Genomic DNA, 17622 nt, shown 5'->3' with positions numbered 1-17622 from the left:
AGGCGAATCTGCGCACGCGGCTTACTCCGCGGGCGCCACCAACCCCATGTCGACGTTGGACATCAGCTTCTCGATGTCCAGCAGGATCAGCATGCGCTCGCCCACCGAGCCCAGGCCCAGGATGCAGCCGTTGTCGATGGCGCTTTCGATGTCCGGTGCGGGGCGGATGGCTTCCGGCGCCAGCTCCATCACGTCACTGACCGAGTCCACCACGATGCCGACCACGCGGTTGCGCAGGTTCAGGATGATGACCACGGTGAAGCTGTTGTACTCGACCTCGGAGCAATTGAACTTCAGGCGCATGTCCACGATGGGCACGATGGTGCCGCGCAGGTTCACGACGCCCTTGATGAACTCCGGAGCGTTCGCAATGCGCGTGGGCTGCTCGTAGCCACGGATTTCCTGCACCTTCAGGATGTCGATGCCGTACTCTTCCGCACCCAGGCGGAAGGTCAGGTATTCGCGGGCACCAGATGCCTTGCTTTCCGCGTTCTTTCCCATGATGTTCATTGCTTTCTCCTCAAGCGGTGGGCGTCAGCATGACGCCCCTGCGCAAAAAATTGGTTGCTCGGACCGGTGCGGGCTCCATGCACGCGCCGGCCATGCCTTCACTTCAACGGGTACGGCGCACCAGACTGCTGGTGTCCAGAATCAGGGCCACCGTGCCATCGCCCAGGATGGTGGCGCCCGACACATTCGGCACCTTGCGGTAGTTGCTCTCCAGGTTCTTCACCACCACCTGGTGCTGGCCCAGCAGCTCATCCACCAGCAGGGCCACGCGCGAACCGTCGGACTCGACCACCACCATGATGTCGCTGCGCTTGCTCTCCGGTGTGCGCGGCACGCCGAACACCCGCTCCAGCTCGATCACCGGCATGTACTCGTCGCGCACCTTCACCAGCTGCGAGCCCTGGGCCACGGTGCTGACGTCGGCTGCGTTCACCTGGAACGACTCGACCACCGAAGACAGCGGCAGGATGTAGACCTCTTCGCCCACCCCCACGGACATGCCGTCCATAATGGCCAGGGTCAGTGGCAAGCGGATGGACACCCGCATGCCCACGCCCTGCACGGAGTCGATTTCCACCGAGCCGTTGAGCGCAGCGATGTTCTTGCGCACCACGTCCATGCCTACGCCGCGGCCCGACACGTCGGTCACCACGTCGGCGGTGGAGAAGCCGGGCGCGAAGATCAGCATCCACACCTCGTTGTCCGACATGCTGTCCGAGACGTCCATGCCGCGCTCGCGGGCCTTCTTGAGGATCTTCTCGCGGCTCATGCCCTTGCCGTCGTCACGCACCTCGATGACGATGGAGCCGCCCTGGTGTGACGCTGCCAGGGTCAGGGTCCCCACTTCGGACTTGCCGGCGGCAATCCGGTCTTCCGGCATTTCGATGCCGTGGTCCAGACTGTTGCGCACCAAGTGGGTCAAGGGGTCGGTGATCTTTTCCACCAGGCCCTTGTCCAGCTCGGTCGCCTCGCCCTGTGTGACCAGGTTGATCTTCTTGCCCAGCTTGTTGGCCAGATCGCGCAGCATGCGCGGGAAACGGCTGAACACGGTGGACATGGGGATCATGCGGATCGACATCACCGCTTCCTGCAGGTCCCGGGTGTTGCGGTCCAGATCGGCCAGCCCCGCCAGCAGTTGCTGGTTGGCCGACGGATCCAGCGCGCGGCTGTTCTGCGCCAGCATCGCCTGGATGATCACCAGCTCACCGGCCAGGTTGATCAGCTGGTCCACCTTCTTCACTTCCACGCGGATGCTGGTGGATTCCATCTGCGCCATGTTCGGGCGCGTAGTAGTCTTGGCCGCGGCAGGCACCGGCTTGAGGGCGGGCGCACCGGGCGCGCCTTCAAAGATGCCGTAGGCCTCGGCGTCCGGCAAGGCAGCGGGCTGGTGCACCACCGCCTCAGTCTCTGCCACGTCTGCGGTTTCAACTGCGGCGGCGGCGGAGGGGGCAGCCAACGGCGCGGCCGCGCCCTGTTCGGTGATCTGCACCTGTTCCTTGGCCACATGGAAGGCCATCAGGTCCAGCAGGTCGTCATCGGTGGAATGGGTCTGCACCGCGAACAGCCGTGTCTGGGCTTCGTCGCAAGGCAGGTCCTCGATGCTGCCCAGGCCGGGGATGTCGCGGAACAGCTCCTTGATGGATTCGACGGACTCCAGCACCTCGACCGGGCCGATCTTGATGCGCAGGTGGCGCACGCCGCCCGGCACGGCAGCCGCCACTGGGGCGGGTGCTGCGACGGGGGCCGGAGCGGGTGCAGGGGCAGGCGCCACGGGTGCGACCACCGGGGCAGGCGCCGCCACCACGGCCGCGGCGCCATCGCCGGCAGCCAGCCGCGTGATGCGCTGCACCAGATCGGCGGTGGACATGGCCTCGCCCTCGCCGCCCGCCTGGTGGCGCGCCAGCAGGCTGCGCGAGGCATCCGCCGATTCCAGCAGCACATCCACCATTTCCGGCACCGGGGTGATTTCATGGCGGCGCAAACGGTCCAGCAGCGACTCCATCTTGTGCGTCAGCTCGGCCACGTCGGTGAAACCGAAGGTCGCCGATCCCCCCTTGATCGAGTGGGCACACCGGAAAATGCCGTTGAGCTCTTCGTCATTGGCTGCATCCAAGTCCAGATTCAGCAGCATCTGCTCCATCTGGTCGAGGTTCTCCCCCGCCTCTTCGAAGAAGATTTGGTAGAACTGGGTCAGATCGAAATCCGTCTCTGATCCGTCGTTGTGTGTATCCGCCATTTGGGTTCCTATCTTTTTCTCAGCTTCCGCACGAACTCGTCTTTAGCGAATCACCTTCTGTATCACTTCGATCAAGCGGTTGGGGTCGAATGGCTTGACCAGCCAGCCGGTCGCACCGGCGGCCTTGCCTGCTTGCTTCATCTGGTCGCTGGACTCCGTGGTCAGGATCAGGATGGGCGTGTTCTTGAACCGTGGATGCTCGCGCAGGCGCTTGGTCAGGCCGATGCCGTCCAGGCGCGGCATGTTCTGGTCCGCCAGGATCAGGTCCACATGCTGCGCTTCCGCCTTCTCCAGGGCGTCCATGCCGTCCACAGCCTCCACCACCTTGTAGCCGGCCCCTGTCAATGTGAAGGAGACCATTTTTCGCATGGATGGTGAATCATCAACGGCTAGGATCGAGTGCATGTAAGGCTCCAACGGAGTTTTAAGATGTGAATGGATCAGACTTGGGGGATGGGTCAAAACAGCTCTATTGAACCAGCATCCATCTCGCTTTGGGTCACAGGATTGGGCCGCTCAGGTTGCATCGCCACCACGGGGGCCTCCAACTCCTCATCCTCGCGCCCCATGGTCTCGGCAGCAAGGCGGAAAGCGCAGCCCTGCAGCACCTGGGTGGTGTGCACGATCAGCTGGGACGCCATGTCGTGAAACTGCAGCTCGGTGACGGCATTGCGCAGCGCCGCGCGCGCGGCCACCACAGTGGGGGAGTCGTCTGCCGCATTGTCCGACAGCAGGACGTTGGCCTCGCCAAATCGCGCAAGCAAATTGGACGTGGCATGATTGAGCAACCCTTCCAGGCGATGCAGGTCACGCATGACGACCAGCAGCGAATCCTGTAATTCGGCAGCAACCATGACAGGCACCTGCACAGCAGGTTCTGCAGACGGTGTTTGCGGTGGTTGCATCGTTTCTCCAAGATGGGTGAACCTCTAGCATGCTGGCCCAACATGCGTTTGCCTGTGGCACGAAGGATTCAACCCCCCGAAAGTTTGTTCCAAGATGTATCCAATGATAGCGCCCATCGGGGAACCTGATCCAGCGGATAAGCCCCTGCTTCTCCTCCACCTCGAGGATTCAGCAGCGGATCAGCGGTTGGCACAGATCACCTTGCAACGCGCAGGATTGGCCTGCCATATGGTGTGTGTCGACACATTGGCGGATTTCTTGACCCAGTTGCAAGCACAAACTTACGATTTGGTGCTGGCCGACTATTACCTGCCCGGCTTCACGGCCATGGATGCCTGGGCCGCCGCGCGCCATCTGCCGCAGTGCCCGCCGTTTGTGCTGCTGTCCGGCGCGATTGGCGAAACTGCGGCGGTCGCAGCGATACGCCAGGGGATTGCCGACTACCTGCTCAAGGATGACATGGCGCGCCTGCCGCACGTGCTGTCGCGCGCCCTGGAGGTGCACGAGGCGCGCCGCGCCAAGGAGCAGGCAATGCGGGACCTGGAACGTTCCGAGCGCCAGCTGGCCGAGCTGACTGAGCACCTGCAGCAATCGATCGAGCAGGAACGCGCGGCCATCGCCCGGGAGATCCATGACGACATCGGCGGTTCTTTGACTTCCGTCAAATTTGACCTGGCCTGGATTGACCGAAATGCGACAGAGCCCCAGGTGCGCAACCACGCCCAGGCGGCGCTGGAGATGCTGCAGCACGCCCTGGGCGCCAGCCAGCGCATCATGATGAACCTGCGCCCCCCGGTGCTGGACCAGGGCCTGGTGGCCGCCGTGCAATGGCTGGCCGAGAACTTCGAGCGCCGCACCGGCGTGCCCACGCGCGTGGATGCGCCGGCGTCCATCGAGGTGACGCCGGAGATCCAGGTCGTGGCCTATCGCACGGCGCAAGAGGCGCTGACCAATGTCGGCAAATACGCCCAGGCCAGCGCCGTGCACCTGGAGCTGTCGAATGCCGAGGGGTTTCTGACCCTGGAAGTGCGCGACAACGGCTGCGGTATGGCGGCCGGGCAGCGCGACAAACCCAAGGCCTTTGGCCTGCGCGGACTGGCGGAGCGTGCGCGCACGGTGGGCGGGTGGCTGGATGTGAGCAGCCAGGTCGGCCGTGGCACCAGCATCATCGTCTCCATCCCGCTCCCGTAAGATGGGCCCACTTTCATGACAACCGCAGAGGGACAACAGTGATTCAGGTGGTGATTTGCGACGATCACGCGGTCTTGCGCCGCGGCATCCGCGACACGCTGGCCGAAGCCACGGACATTCGGGTCATCGGCGAAGCCGCCGGCTACACCGAGTTGCGCGGCACCTTGCGCCAGGCGGCCTGCCAGGTGTTGCTGCTGGACATCAACATGCCGGGGCGCAACGGGCTGGAAGTCCTGGCCAGCGTGCGCGAGAGCTACCCCGAGATCAAGGTGTTGATGGTGTCCATGTACCCGGAGGACCAGTATGCGCTGCGCTGCCTGAAGGCCGGCGCCCACGGCTATGCCAACAAGGCCGGCGATCCGCTGGAGCTGGTGCGCGCCGTGCGCACCGTGCACCAGGGGCGCAAGTACCTGACCCCGGAGGTGGCGCAGATGCTGGCGGACAGCCTGGCCCAGCCCACGCCCGAGGTGCCGCACGAGGCCCTGTCCGAGCGCGAGATGCAGACCCTGCAGAAGATTGCAAGCGGCAAGCGGCTGACAGACATTGCCGAGGAGCTGATGCTCAGCCCCAAGACGGTCAGCGTCTACCGCGCCCGGGTGCTGGAAAAGCTGCAGCTGAGCAACAACGCCGAGCTGACGGTCTATGCCATCCGCAACAGCCTTGTATAAAAATATAGCTTGAAGCGCTCAAATTTAAAGGACTTCAGATAGCAAATACCTTGAACCCCTTTAAATTCGAACGCTAACCGCTCTTCTTTTTAACTAAAGAAAGCCGCCCCCGAACACCGACAGGGCGCGCTCGATGAGCTGCAGGAAGGGCTGCTCCATCATCGGCAAGGTGGCCGTGATGCCCAGCATGCCCACGGTCAGGGTGATCGGAAAGCCGATGGCAAACACATTCATCTGCGGGGCGATGCGCGCGATCACGCCCATGGTCAGGTTGACGAACAGCAGCAGCGCCATCATCGGCAGGGCGATCCACAGCGCGCTTTCGAACACGGCGCTGCCCAGCTCATGCAGGCGCATCTGCGCCACGGCCTGCAGGAACGATCCGTCGACGGGGAACACATCGAAGCTCTTGATCACCGCCACCAGCACGAACAGGTGGCCGTTCACCACGATGAAGAACAGGGTGAAGATCTGCACCAGAAAGCGCGAGACCGCGCTGAGCTGTGCATTGCTGGCCGGGTCGAAGAAGGAGGCAAAGCTCAGGCCCATCTGCAGGCCGATGGCCTCGCCGGCCACCTCCATGGCGGCGATCACCAGGCGCGCGGCCAGGCCGATGGCCAGGCCAATGCCCACCTGCTGGATCACGCAGGTCAGCGCCTGGGGCGAGTTGATCGCCACCATGGGCTGATCGAGCACCGCCTGGGCGCACACGGCCACCAGAAAGGCCAGCCCCACCTTGACGCGCACCGGGATGGCCTTCTGCGAGAACACGGGCGCGGCCGTGAACATGGCCAGCGTGCGCAGAAACGGCCAGATGACGGGCGACAGCCACGCCATCAGTTGCTGCTCGGAAATGCCGATCACCGCTGCGCCCTCGTCACACCACGCCCTCAGCCCAGCGCACTGGGGATGTTCTCGATGGTGCGACGGATGAAGTCCACCACCGTGCTCAGCATCCACGGCCCGGCGATCGCAAACACCAGCACCGCAGCCACCAGCTTGGGCACGAAGGACAAGGTGTTTTCATTGATCTGCGTGACCGCCTGGAAAATGCTGACCACCAGGCCCACAGCCAGCACGGTCAGCAACACGGGCAGCGAAATCATCAGCAGCAGCGTGAGCGCCTCGCGCCCGAACGTCAGCACCATTTGGGGGGTCATGGCACAAGCCTTTCAGGTCTAGATGGCAAAGCTGGACGCCAGCGAGCCGATCAGCAGGTTCCAGCCGTCGGCCAGCACGAACAGCATGATTTTGAACGGCAGCGCCACCAGCACCGGCGACAGCATCATCATGCCCAGCGACATCAGGATGGACGACACCACCATGTCGATGATCAGGAACGGGATGAAGATCATGAAGCCGATCTGGAACGCGGTCTTGAGTTCGCTGATCACAAACGCCGGCACCACCACGCGGAACGGCGCCTGTTCGATCTGGGTGCCGGGCTCCAGCTTGGCCAGGCGCGCGAACAGGGCGTAATCGGTCTGGCGGGTCTGGCGCACCATGAACTCGCGCATCGGGACTTCGGCCTTTTGCACCGCTTCCTCGAACTGCATCTTGTTGGTGCTGTACGGCAGGTAGGCCTCCTGGTAGACGCGGTCCAGGGTCGGCCCCATGACAAACAGCGTCAGGAACAGCGACAGGCCGATGATCACCTGGTTGGGCGGCGCCGATTGCGTGCCCAGCGCCTGGCGCAGCAGGCTCAGCACGATCACGATGCGGGTGAAGCCCGTCATCATCAGCAGGATGGCCGGCAGGAAGGACAGTGCCGTGAAGAACAGCAGGGTCTGGATCGGCACGGAAAAGCTGTTGCCGCCACTGCCGCTGCCCACCAGGAGGGGCAGGCTGGGGGCTGCTGCGGCCTGCGCCCAGACGGTGGCCGGCATCCAGCAAAAAGCCGCCAAAGCGGCGGCCGAAGCACCCCAGGACGCCCGGGGAACGGGAAAGCTGAATCGCATGCGCTCTCTCATGGTTGCGGGGTTGGCTCGTCTTTGCGCAGTTGGGCCATGGTGACGGCAAAGTCCGGCGGCGCGGCCACCGGCTGGGCACCGGCCGGCTGACCGAGCACGTGCAGGCAATGGATGTTGTGGGCCGTCACGCCCAGGACCAGGCAGGTCTTCGTGCTGCCCTGCCCGACTTCCACCGTGACCACCCGCTGGTTGGGGCCCACCGCCACCGAAGCCAGCACCTGCGCGCTGACGCCCGAGGCGGCGTGCCGGCCCTGCTGGCGTTGTTGCCAGCGCTTGAGCAGCCAGGGCAAGGCCGCCAGGGCGCCGATCATCAACAGCAGCGCCAGCAGCGAGGAGGTCAGGCTGGCGTTATCCACGGCTGACGCGGCGCAGACGCTCGGACGGGGTGACCACGTCGGTCAGGCGGATACCGAACTTGTCGTTCACCACCACCACCTCGCCCTGGGCGATCAGGTAGCCGTTGACCAGCACGTCCATGGGTTCGCCTGCCAGTGCGTCCAGTTCCACCACCGAGCCCTGGGCCAGTTGCAGGATGTACTTGATCGGCACCTTGGTGCGGCCCAGCTCCACGGACAGCTGGACGGGAATGTCCAGCACCATGTTGATGTCGTTGACCGGCACTTCCGTGCCCGTGTGCCCGCCGTTGTAGGCCGGCGTGCCCGACAGCGGGCCGCCTTGCTCGGCGTCCAGCGCCGCGTGGGCATCGTCGGTCTGCTTTTGCTCTTCCAGGGCCTCGGCCCAATCCGAGAAGGGATCATCCCCCGGGACGCTGCCGTTGTTGTTCTGGTCAGTTGCCATTCTTCTCTCCGGTCCAGTTCGATTCCCCACTGCGCAAACATTGCTCAATGCGGATTGCATATTTGTTGTTGTGCGTCCCGTATTGGCACTCAAAGATCGGCACGCCGCCGATTGAGGCACGGATACGCGGCTGGCGATCCAGCTCGATGAAATCACCCGGCTTCATGGCCAGCAGTTGCTCCACCGTGGCATCGGCCCGGGCCAACTCGGCCACCAGGGTCACGTCCGCCGACTGGATTTCGCGCGTCAGCACCTTGACCCAGCGGCGGTCCACTTCCATGGAGTCGCCCTGGGTGGACGAATACAGGATGTCGCGGATGGGCTCCATGGTTGCATAGGGCATGCAGATATGGATGGAGCCCGAGACGTCGCCGATTTCCAGCTGGAAGGCGGTCGACACCACGATTTCGCTGGGGGTGGCGATGTTGGCAAACTGCGGCTGCATTTCCGAGCGCTGGTAGGCCAGCTCCAGCGGATAGATGCCATGCCAGGCTTTTTTGTACTCTTCGCTGATCACATCGACCAGGCGGTTGATGACGCGCTGCTCGGTGGCCGAAAAGTCGCGGCCTTCGATGCGGGTCTGCAGGCGCCCCGCCCCGCCGTACAGCGTGTCGATGATGCCGAACACCAGCGAAGGCTCGCAGACGATCAGGCCGTTGCCGCGCAGCGGCCGGATGGCCACAATGTTGAAATTGGTCGGCACCGCCAGGCGGCGCAGGAAGGCGCTGTAGCGCTGCACACTGACCGTACCCACCGAGACCTCGGGGCTGCGGCGGATGAAGTTGAACAGGCCGATGCGGAAATTGCGGGCAAAGCGCTCGTTGACGATTTCCATGGTGGGCATGCGCCCACGCACGATGCGTTCTTGGCTGGAAATGTCGTAGTTGCGGACCGAACCCTCATCCACCTCTTCGGAGTCGGATTTCTGGCGCTCGCCCGTTACCCCCTCCAGCAGGGCATCAACTTCTTCCTGCGAGAGAAAAGAATCACTCATGCCAAACTTCCTTGCGCTTACTGGATGATGAAGCTGGAGAACAGCACACGGCGCACCGGGCTGCTGCGGCGGGCGGCGGGCCGCGCCTCGTCCTCATCGCCCTGGGCCTGTGCGGCTTGGGGACGTGCCGCGTTCATCCCCAGTGGGCGGGTGACCTCGCGCAGAATGTCAGAGGCCAGCTTTTCCTTGCCTTCGCGTTGCAGCAGTTCATCGGCCGTACGCTGGGACACCAGCATCAGGATGCCATTGCGGATGCTGGGCATGTACTGCTTGACCGTGGTGGCGGTGGCCTCGTCCTGCAGCTCCAGCGTGATGCCGACCTGCGCAAAACGGTCGCCACCGGGGTCGGCCAGGTTCACCACCATGTTCTCCAGGGGCAGGAACGTGGGTACCACGGTCGCGGCGCTCTTGGCGGGTGCCTCTTCACCATAGGGGTCACTGTGCTGTGAGCGGTTCATGACAAAGAGTGCCACTGCTGCGACGGCCACGACAAGCAAGGCGACGATGGCGCCGATGATGATCAGTTTCTTGCTCTTGGCGGGTGCCGGAGCGGCGGCAGGATTGGTTGCGGCCACGTTGTGGTTCCTTGGTGGAGGTAGTGAATTCGCTCACCCTTGCCAGGGACAGTCCCCGGGAACGGTGCACGCGCAATCTGCGCGCAACGGGTTAATTATTTCGGAGAAACCGGAAATCATAGCCAGAATAAAAGGCTCAAACAGCCGCCAAACAAATCGGCCACCCGCCGCAGCGGGCGTACGCCGCCCTCAGGCATAGACGTCCAGGCCCTGGCTGCGCGGGCGCTGCGCGCCGCTGCCCCCGGCGTCGGGCACTGCCACCTGGGCATGGCGTGCGGCCCCTTGCGGCGCCCACGCATTGCCGCGCTCCTGTGCGCCTGCGCCAGCCTGCTGCCCGTCCGCGGTCTGGGCCTGCACGGACACCCCCGCCAGGGCCACACCCTGCTGCTCCAGCATCTCGCGCAACTGCGCCAGGCTGTTGTCCAGCACCGCCCGGGTGTGCTGCTGGTCGGCCTGGAAAGTCACATGGGCTTCGTTGCCGCGCACGGAGACCTGCACCCGCACGTTCTGCCCATCCTGGTCCAGGACCACCTCGGCGCGCTGTTGCTTGCCCTGCAGCCAAAAGCGCATGTCTTCCACCGGCACGTCGGCCTGGGCCTCCCACTGCGCATCCTGGGCCTGTTGGGTCTCGCGCACCGCGTTCTCGGTCAAACGGGTGCCGCTGCCTTGCGCCGCGGACATGCCCGCCACCGCATCCTGCGCCGACTTGCTGCCCTCGGCACGCTCCGTGGCCTTGGGTTGCAGGCCTGCGCCTGCGGCCGCCCACTGCTCCACCTGACCAATGACGCGTTGCAGCGTTGGCGAGGGGATGGCCTGCGGGTCTTCCAGTTTCCAGGCCCCCAGCAGATTGACGCGCCCTTCGGAGGCTGGCGTATCCGGCTGCACCAGATCAGCCACGGCCTGCAATCCGTCCTCGACCAGCCCAGCGGCCTCCGTGGCCACCTTCACCGCCGCGGCCGCCGCACCGCCTTCCGCCACCCAGGGCAGGGCCGACTGCACGCCGGCCGCGACGGTCGCCACAGCCTGGCCGGCCGCCACATGTGGCTGGGCCCCCCAACCTGCAGGGCTGGCACGGCCCGCCGCCTGCTGCGCCAGCACAAAGCTGCCGTTTTGCAGCGCCGCATCGGCACGGTCATCCAGCAGAGCCGTCTGGCCCACCAGGCTGCCCAGGTCCAAGCCGGTGGACAAGCCGTCGCGCAGCACGGCGCTGTCGACCTGCACGAGCTCGGTGGCCGGCAACTGCCGGGCCTCCAGCGCATCCTGCGCCACCGCCCGGGCTTCGAGCGCGGCGGGAGGCTGCAGGCCTTGCAACAGCTGGGCAAACGCGGGCGCCCCTTCGCGCGCGTCTTCCACCTTGCTCTTGTCCTGCTTGTCGCTGGCCGCTGCCTTCGCCTTGGTCGGCGTGTTCGCTGCTTGAATATCCATGCTCAGACCTCTTGAAACTGCAAGCCGAACGTACGGCCGATGAACTGCAGAGCCGCACGCTCATCGGTCTGCTTTTGCTCGCGGCGCATCTGCGCCAGCGCGATATCGCGGCGGCGGGTCTCCACCACCTTGTTCAGGCTGCTCAGGCGCAGCTCCGTCGCCATCAAGGCCTTCTGCGCCGCTTCCAGGCGGATCGCCTGGTCTGCCATCACCTTGGTTTGCAGGTTGATGGCATGCTGCAGCCGGTCCATGAACTGGCCGTGGTGGAACATCACCTCGGGCTTCATGGCCGCCCCTTCGCTGGCACCCCAGCGCTGTTGCATTTCCCGGGCGTAGTTGTCCAACTGTTCCATCTGGGACCTGGCGGCATCGTGGGCATGCTGACGCTCACGCAAGGCCTGGCGCGCCTCGTCGCGTTTGCGCGTGGCCATTTCGATCGCGATCATCAGTGCATTGAGTGACGACATTCCCAGCATCCTCTAGTTATCTCAAGCCGGCTGTTGCAGGACAGCAGCCATTTGCGCCAGGCTCTCGTCCATGGAAGCAGACTCGAACATGGTCTGCTGCAGGAACGTGGCCATCGCCGGTTGCAGGCGGATGGCCTCGTCGACCTGGGGATCGGAGCCGTTGACATAAGCTCCTACTTGTATCAAATCCTTGCTTTTTTGATAGCGCGAATAGACGGCCCTAAACCGTCTAGCTAACTCAAAATGCTCCCGGCTGACGACGTTGTGCATCACCCGCGAGGCCGACTGCTCAATATCGATGGCCGGGTAATGCCCCTGTTCCGCCAGGGCCCGCGACAGCACGTAGTGGCCATCCAGGATGGCGCGCGAAGCGTCCGCAATCGGGTCCTGCTGGTCGTCCCCCTCGGACAGCACGGTGTAGAAGGCCGTGATCGACCCCACGCCATTCAGGCCGTTGCCACTGCGCTCGACCAGGGCCGGCAGCTTGGCAAAGCAGGACGGCGGATAGCCCTTGGTGGCGGGCGGCTCGCCAATCGCCAGCGCAATCTCCCGCTGGGCCTGGGCATACCGGGTCAGCGAATCCATGAGCAGCAGCACATGCTTGCCCTTGTCGCGGAAATGTTCGGCAATCGCCGTGGCGTAGGTGGCACCCTGCATGCGCAGCAGCGGCGGGGCATCGGCCGGTGCCGCCACCACCACCGCACGGCTGCGGTCCTCGGCACCCAGGATGTCCTCGACGAATTCCTTGACCTCGCGGCCGCGCTCACCGATCAGGCCCACGACGATCACGTCGGCCTGGGTGAAGCGCGCCATCATGCCCAGCAGCACCGATTTACCAACGCCCGAACCCGCAAAAAGGCCCAGACGCTGGCCACGCCCCACGGTCAGCAGGCTGTTGATGGCCCGCACGCCCGTATCCAGGCTTTCGCGCACCGGGGCACGCTCCATGGCATTGATGGGCTCGCGGTCCAGCGGCTCGGACACGACGTTCACCAGCGCACCGCCGTGGTCCAGCGCCACACCCTGCGAGTCGACCACGCGCCCCAGCAGGCCATCGCCCATGGGCAGGCGCAGCACGCCCGTGGCCAGGGACGGCGCCTCGGTATCCCCCAGGCGCAGCGGCGGCACAAACGGCTCGGCAGGCGTGACGGTCGCCCCGCACGACAAGCCCTGGATGTCGCCGGCCGGCATCAGGAACGCCCGATCGCCGGCAAAGCCCACGACCTCGGCCAGCACCGGCTCCTGACCGGGCATCTGCAGATGGCATTGCGAGCCCACGGGCACGCGCAGACCACTGGCCTCGAGCACCAGGCCGGTCAGCCGCGTCAAGGTGCCGTGGCTGTGCAAGGGCAGCGGCTGGTTCACGCGCTCGCGCCCCACCCGCAGCATGTCCTGCAACTGCACCACTGCGGCGCCGATGGGCGAATGGTCAGTTGCCATGGCCGGCTCCACCGTCGTACCAGGTCGACACCAGGCCCAGCGCCGCCACGGCACGCTGCCAGCGGCGCTCCAGGCTGCCATCGATCTGCGCGCCCTGGCTTTCCACCAGGCAACCGCCCTTGGCCACGGTCGGGTCGGACAGCCATTCCAGCTTGGGATTGGGCAAGGCGGCGCGCAAGTGGGCCTGCAGCTGCTGGAAATCCTCGGGATTCAGGCGCACCACGGCCGGTTTGGTGTCGGCCCCCAGCATGTCCAGGGCTTCGGCCACCACGGGCTGCAGGGCCTGGGGGTTGCAGCGCAGCTCCTGGCGGACCACCTGGCGCGCGATGTCCACGGCCAGCTGCAGCAAGTCGGGCGCCATCTGCTGCTGCAGGCCCTGCACCCCGGTCTGTGCGGCATGCAGCACCTCGTTCAGGCGCTGTGCCGTCTCACGGCCCAGGTTGTTCTGGTAGTCGGCCATGCGGGCCTGCCATTCCTGGGCCGCCTGCTGCCGGCCTTGCTCCAGGCCCTGGGCATAGGCCTCCTGGCGGGCCTGTTCCAGTTGCTGCTGCAGCTCTTCCTCGGAAATCCCAGGCACCGGCAGGGGCACGTCGTCGAGCTCCAGCTCGGGCACGGGCGCAGCTTCCAGCGCCTCGGGCTGCGGCTCCGCCACGGGCTCTTCGGCCAAGGGCAGCAAGGCGGGGTCCGAGGTCATCTCGGGCATGGCCGCAAAGCCTTTGTTGAAGGTGCCATTGCGGACACCACCAAAGTGCCAGTGCCGCACCTGCTGCTCGTCAATCTCTTCGCTGGGAATAAAGCGTGTCATGTCAACCTACTGGAACTGCGAAGGACTGGCCTTAGACAAAGCTGTCTTCTGGGCCACCGCCCAGCGTGATCTGGTTTTCGTCCGCCAAGCGACGCACCACCTTGAGGATTTCCTTTTGCTGCGCCTCCACCTCGGACAGGCGCATGGGGCCGCGCGCTTCCAGGTCTTCGCGCAGGGCCGCGGCCGCACGCATGGACATGTTGGCCAGGATCTTGTCGCGCACTTCCATGGAGCCACCCTTGAGCGAGATGATCAGCGTCTCGGACGCCACCTCGCGCAGCACCAGCTGCAGCGAGCGGTCGTCCAGCTTGACCAGGTCGTCGAACACGAACATCTTGTCCATGATCTTCTGCGCCAGGTCCGCGTCGTAGTTGCGAATGGTGTCCAGCACCGCCACATCGGCATTGCCACCCAGCAGGTTGATCATTTCGGCCGCGGCCTTGACGCCGCCCAGCGAGGTCTTGCGGATCTTGTCGCCACCGGCCAGCACCTTGTAGAGCACCTCGTTCAGGTCCTTCAGCGCCGAAGGCTGGATACCTTCCAGCGTGGCCACGCGCAGCATCACTTCGCTGCGCATGCGCTCGGGCAGCTGCATGAGCACCGCCGCGGCCTGGTCGAACTCCAGGTGCACCAGGATGGCCGCCACGATCTGCGGGTGTTCATTGCGCAGCAGTTCCGCCACCGAGATCGGGTCCATCCACTTCAGGCTTTCAATGCCCGAGACGTCCCCGCCCTGCAAGATGCGGTCCAGCAGCAGCGCGGCCTTGTCATCTCCCAGCGCACGGCGCAGCACCGACTTGACGTAGTCGCTGGCGTCCTCGACCAGCAGGCTCTGGGCAGCACAGTCGTCGGTGAAGCGCGCGATCACGAAATCCACTTTTTCCTTGGACACCCCGCGCATGCGGGCAATCGTCTCACCCAGCTTCTGCACTTCCTTGGGCGACAGGTGCTTGAAAACCTCGGCCGCCTCTTCCTCGCCCAGGGACATCAGCAAAATGGCGGCGTCGTTCAGACCTCGATCATCCATAGCAAACTCTTTGTGTTCTGTAGATAGTTAGGTGCCAGCGGTCAGGATCAGTGGCTGCCATCGCTGCCATTGACCCAGGTCTTGACGATGTTGGCCACGGCAATCGGGTTCTGCTTGGCCAGGGCACGCGCCTGCTCCAGGCGCAGCTCCTCGGGGGTGGGCTCGCCCGGCTTGGGCGGCGCGGCCAGTGCTGGGCGCTCCAGCTCTTCGGCCTCCAGCAGATCCAGCTGCTGGGCCAGCTCCTTCTTCTTGCGGGCCTTGAGGATCGGACGCACCACGCCGAACATCAGGATCAGGGCCGCCAGCACCAGGCCCACCGGCCAGGCGATGGAGCGCACCAGATCGATCGTTTCGGGCTGCTGCCAGATCGGCAGGTCCGAAGCCAGGCGCAGCTCCTGCTGGAAGGGCGTGTTCATCAGATTGACCGAATCCCCGCGCTCCGCGTTGAAACCGATGGTCTCGCGCACCAGGGCCAGCATCTGTGCCTGCTGCGCCTCGGTCATGGCCTGGGGCGTCACGGCCGCGCCGGCCTCGGTCGCTGTGCCGGGCAGGTAGTTCACCACCACCGCAGCCGTCATGCGCTTGATGGAGCCCGTGCTGTTGCGGGTCACGCGCACGGTCTTGTCCACTTCATAGTTGGTGACCGATTCGCGCTTGCTGCCGGGAATGGCCATGATGTTGGTCTGCTGGCCATTGGCCGCCTGCAGCGTGGGGGCCGCGCCGTTGATGGGCGCTGCCGCGTTCTGCGGGGGCTGGTTGCTGACGGCACCGGGCACGCCGGTCGGGGGCACGGGCTCTTTCTCGCCAGTGCTTTCCAGCACCTGCTGGCTGCGCACCGCGCTGGCGGCCTGGCCCTGGTTGGGGGCATGCAGTTCCGAGGTCGATTCGGTGCGCGAAAAGTCCAGCTCGGCCGTCACCTGCGCCTTCACATTGCCCTTGCCGACCACCGGCTCCAGGATGTCCAGGATGCGCTGGGTGTACTGCTTTTCCAGCTGTTGCTGGTACATCAGCTGCTGGACGTTGACGGGGCTGTCTTCGGGGTTGCCGGTCTGCGACAGCAGCTTGCCCGAGTCGTCCAGCACGCTGACCGCGCTGGGCAGCATTTCCGGCACGCTGGAAGAAATCAGGTGCACGATGCCCGCGATCTGCGTGCGGTCCAGCATGCGGCCGGGGTACAGCGTCAGCAGCACGGAGGCCGAAGGCTTTTGCTGCTCACGGAAAAAACCATTCTGGTTGGGCAGGGCCAGGTGCACGCGGGCGTTCTGCACGGCCGACAGGCCCATGATGGAGCGGGTCAGCTCACCCTCCAGGCCGCGCTGGTAGTTCACGCGCTCCTGGAACTGGGTGATGCCGAACTTGCTGTTCTCCATGATCTCGAAGCCGGAGACTGCGCCCTTGGGCAGCCCCTGGGTGGCCAGCTTCAGGCGCACATCGTGCACCCGGTCCGCGGGAATCATGATCGAGCCACCGCCTTCGGTGTACTTGTAGGGCACGTTCATGGCCGCCAGCTGCGTGACGATGGCGCCGCCGTCCTTGTCGCTCAGATTGGAAAACAGCACGCGGTAATCGGGCTGGCGGCTGAACATCAAGGCCGCCACCAGACCGGCGACCACCAGCGCGCCCACAGCGCCGATCAGGATGCGCTGATTGCGATCAAGGCTTGCCACCCGCTGCTGCCAGTTCATCGGGCTTGCGGCAGGGGGGTTCTCAGCAACAGGAATTTCAGCAACTGCAGACATGTTCTTTTCCAAATGGGAGCTCAGGCCCGACACGGAGCCCAACGTGCCGCCGATTATTCGGACTTCCCACGCCACCGTTCCCCCGATAAGGCGGCCGTTTCCCCATTTATTCGCACAGATGCCAGGTTTGCATTTGCCTACGATTGCGCCATCAATCAAGAACAACCTAGGGATGAACACCATGGACCTGCGCCTGCAAAGCACCAACTCTGCGCTGACACCCATTTCCAGCGATATGGCCCAACGCCTGACCAAGCCTGTGCAGCAGGCCGAAGCAGACGGCCATGGTTTCAGCCACGCCCTCGAAAACGCGCTGCGCTCCGTCAGCGCCGCCCAGAACCACTCCAGCCACCTGCAGCAAGAAGTGCAGATGGAAAATCCCTCGGTCAGCCTGGAAGAAACCATGGTGGCCATGCAGAAGGCGCAAATCGGCTTCCAAGCCACCCTGCATGTGCGCAACCGCCTGGTGCAGGCCTATACCGATGTCATGAACATGCAGGTCTGAGCACCTGCCTGTGCAGGGCGAGTGGCCACCCCGGCCTGCGCCCCGCCCTAACGCTCGCCCCTTCAAAAAATCTTGATGACCGCACCCCACGGGTTGCGGTCTTTTTTGCGCGCAGACCTGGCCACTGCCCATCGCCACGCAAGCAGGTCCACAGGCCTTTCAGCCCGGAAAAGATGAGCGCACCGCGCACATCCATCGGGCCATTCAGGTCATTAATACCTTGAAGTTCTTCATAGACCAGCGCTAGCAGCTATCAAAAACACTAGCGCCAGATCCTGGTGGTTTCAGCGGCACCAACCACACCACACCAACACCCAGATCTGACTGCCCCGGGCGAGCCCATGAAAAAAGCCGCATGCCTTGCAG

Annotated in this window: 20 protein-coding genes; 3 read left to right on the top strand and 17 right to left on the bottom strand. The window is 64.7% G+C overall.

Annotation, left to right across the window (positions count from 1 at the left end; genetic code table 11):
* Positions 1-21: 21 nt before the first annotated feature.
* The 4 genes from KAQ61_RS18460 to KAQ61_RS18445 all read right to left on the bottom strand — a co-directional run bounded on the left by KAQ61_RS18460 (position 22) and on the right by KAQ61_RS18445 (position 3651).
* Positions 22-510, bottom strand: coding sequence for a chemotaxis protein CheW (locus KAQ61_RS18460; RefSeq protein WP_042413500.1), 489 nt, complete (start codon positions 508-510; stop codon positions 22-24).
* A gap of 103 nt (positions 511-613) precedes the next feature.
* On the bottom strand, positions 614-2746 hold the full coding sequence (locus KAQ61_RS18455) for a chemotaxis protein CheW (protein ID WP_210930093.1): 2133 nt from the start codon (positions 2744-2746) through the stop codon (positions 614-616).
* Between the two features lie 42 nt (positions 2747-2788).
* Entirely contained in the window at positions 2789-3151 is a 363-nt protein-coding gene (locus tag KAQ61_RS18450) for a response regulator (RefSeq protein ID WP_042413506.1), read from the bottom strand.
* A gap of 53 nt (positions 3152-3204) precedes the next feature.
* Positions 3205-3651, bottom strand: a complete 447-nt coding sequence (locus KAQ61_RS18445; protein WP_043382871.1) for a hypothetical protein — start codon at positions 3649-3651, stop codon at positions 3205-3207.
* 103 nt (positions 3652-3754) lie between these two features.
* On the opposite strand from KAQ61_RS18445, the gene KAQ61_RS18440 reads away from it, so the two are divergent.
* Together KAQ61_RS18440 and KAQ61_RS18435 are read left to right on the top strand one after the other, a co-directional pair.
* A complete protein-coding gene (locus KAQ61_RS18440; RefSeq protein ID WP_210930092.1) occupies positions 3755-4843 on the top strand; it encodes a hybrid sensor histidine kinase/response regulator in 1089 nt (362 codons plus the stop codon).
* A gap of 38 nt (positions 4844-4881) precedes the next feature.
* The gene (locus tag KAQ61_RS18435; protein WP_210930091.1) at positions 4882-5511 is read left to right on the top strand and encodes a response regulator; all 630 of its coding nucleotides are present in this window, start codon (positions 4882-4884) and stop codon (positions 5509-5511) included.
* 93 nt (positions 5512-5604) lie between these two features.
* Here KAQ61_RS18435 and fliR read toward each other — a convergent pair whose 3' ends face one another.
* The 13 genes from fliR to fliF all read right to left on the bottom strand — a co-directional run bounded on the left by fliR (position 5605) and on the right by fliF (position 16751).
* A complete protein-coding gene (gene fliR / locus KAQ61_RS18430) occupies positions 5605-6375 on the bottom strand; it encodes a flagellar biosynthetic protein FliR (RefSeq protein ID WP_043382870.1) in 771 nt (256 codons plus the stop codon).
* A gap of 26 nt (positions 6376-6401) precedes the next feature.
* Positions 6402-6671 carry a flagellar biosynthesis protein FliQ gene (fliQ, locus tag KAQ61_RS18425; RefSeq protein WP_154163992.1) on the bottom strand — a complete coding sequence of 90 codons (270 nt, stop codon included), beginning with the start codon at positions 6669-6671 and terminating at the stop codon, positions 6402-6404.
* 18 nt (positions 6672-6689) lie between these two features.
* On the bottom strand, positions 6690-7469 hold the full coding sequence (gene fliP / locus KAQ61_RS18420; RefSeq protein WP_154163991.1) for a flagellar type III secretion system pore protein FliP: 780 nt from the start codon (positions 7467-7469) through the stop codon (positions 6690-6692).
* A gap of 8 nt (positions 7470-7477) precedes the next feature.
* A complete protein-coding gene (locus tag KAQ61_RS18415; protein ID WP_244982945.1) occupies positions 7478-7837 on the bottom strand; it encodes a FliO/MopB family protein in 360 nt (119 codons plus the stop codon).
* Entirely contained in the window at positions 7830-8279 is a 450-nt protein-coding gene (fliN, locus tag KAQ61_RS18410) for a flagellar motor switch protein FliN (protein ID WP_042413529.1), read from the bottom strand. The genes KAQ61_RS18415 and fliN overlap by 8 nt, the downstream gene beginning before the upstream one ends.
* A complete protein-coding gene (fliM, locus tag KAQ61_RS18405; protein WP_042413532.1) occupies positions 8269-9273 on the bottom strand; it encodes a flagellar motor switch protein FliM in 1005 nt (334 codons plus the stop codon). The genes fliN and fliM overlap by 11 nt, the downstream gene beginning before the upstream one ends.
* A gap of 17 nt (positions 9274-9290) precedes the next feature.
* Positions 9291-9848, bottom strand: coding sequence for a flagellar basal body-associated FliL family protein (locus KAQ61_RS18400; RefSeq protein WP_042413535.1), 558 nt, complete (start codon positions 9846-9848; stop codon positions 9291-9293).
* A 189-nt stretch (positions 9849-10037) separates the two neighbouring features.
* A complete protein-coding gene (locus KAQ61_RS18395) occupies positions 10038-11273 on the bottom strand; it encodes a flagellar hook-length control protein FliK (RefSeq protein ID WP_210930090.1) in 1236 nt (411 codons plus the stop codon).
* A 2-nt stretch (positions 11274-11275) separates the two neighbouring features.
* A complete protein-coding gene (gene fliJ / locus KAQ61_RS18390; protein ID WP_043382851.1) occupies positions 11276-11740 on the bottom strand; it encodes a flagellar export protein FliJ in 465 nt (154 codons plus the stop codon).
* Between the two features lie 21 nt (positions 11741-11761).
* On the bottom strand, positions 11762-13129 hold the full coding sequence (gene fliI, locus KAQ61_RS18385) for a flagellar protein export ATPase FliI (protein ID WP_244983105.1): 1368 nt from the start codon (positions 13127-13129) through the stop codon (positions 11762-11764).
* Between the two features lie 40 nt (positions 13130-13169).
* Entirely contained in the window at positions 13170-13985 is an 816-nt protein-coding gene (locus tag KAQ61_RS18380) for a FliH/SctL family protein (protein WP_210930088.1), read from the bottom strand.
* Between the two features lie 31 nt (positions 13986-14016).
* The gene (fliG, locus tag KAQ61_RS18375) at positions 14017-15012 is read right to left on the bottom strand and encodes a flagellar motor switch protein FliG (protein ID WP_042413549.1); all 996 of its coding nucleotides are present in this window, start codon (positions 15010-15012) and stop codon (positions 14017-14019) included.
* A 47-nt stretch (positions 15013-15059) separates the two neighbouring features.
* On the bottom strand, positions 15060-16751 hold the full coding sequence (gene fliF / locus KAQ61_RS18370) for a flagellar basal-body MS-ring/collar protein FliF (RefSeq protein ID WP_154163987.1): 1692 nt from the start codon (positions 16749-16751) through the stop codon (positions 15060-15062).
* Between the two features lie 181 nt (positions 16752-16932).
* Between fliF and fliE the strand changes: the two genes are divergently transcribed.
* Positions 16933-17256 (top strand): flagellar hook-basal body complex protein FliE, encoded by a 324-nt coding sequence (gene fliE, locus KAQ61_RS18365; protein WP_042413820.1) that lies wholly within the window; start codon positions 16933-16935, stop codon positions 17254-17256.
* Positions 17257-17622: the final 366 nt, after the last annotated feature.

It is taken from the genome of Comamonas aquatica, assembly GCF_018064205.1.
In the GTDB taxonomy this organism is placed as follows: Bacteria; Pseudomonadota; Gammaproteobacteria; order Burkholderiales; family Burkholderiaceae_C; genus Comamonas; species Comamonas aquatica.
Note: the sequence above shows the minus strand (reverse complement) of the source record. Positions and strands in the feature narration are given on the sequence as shown.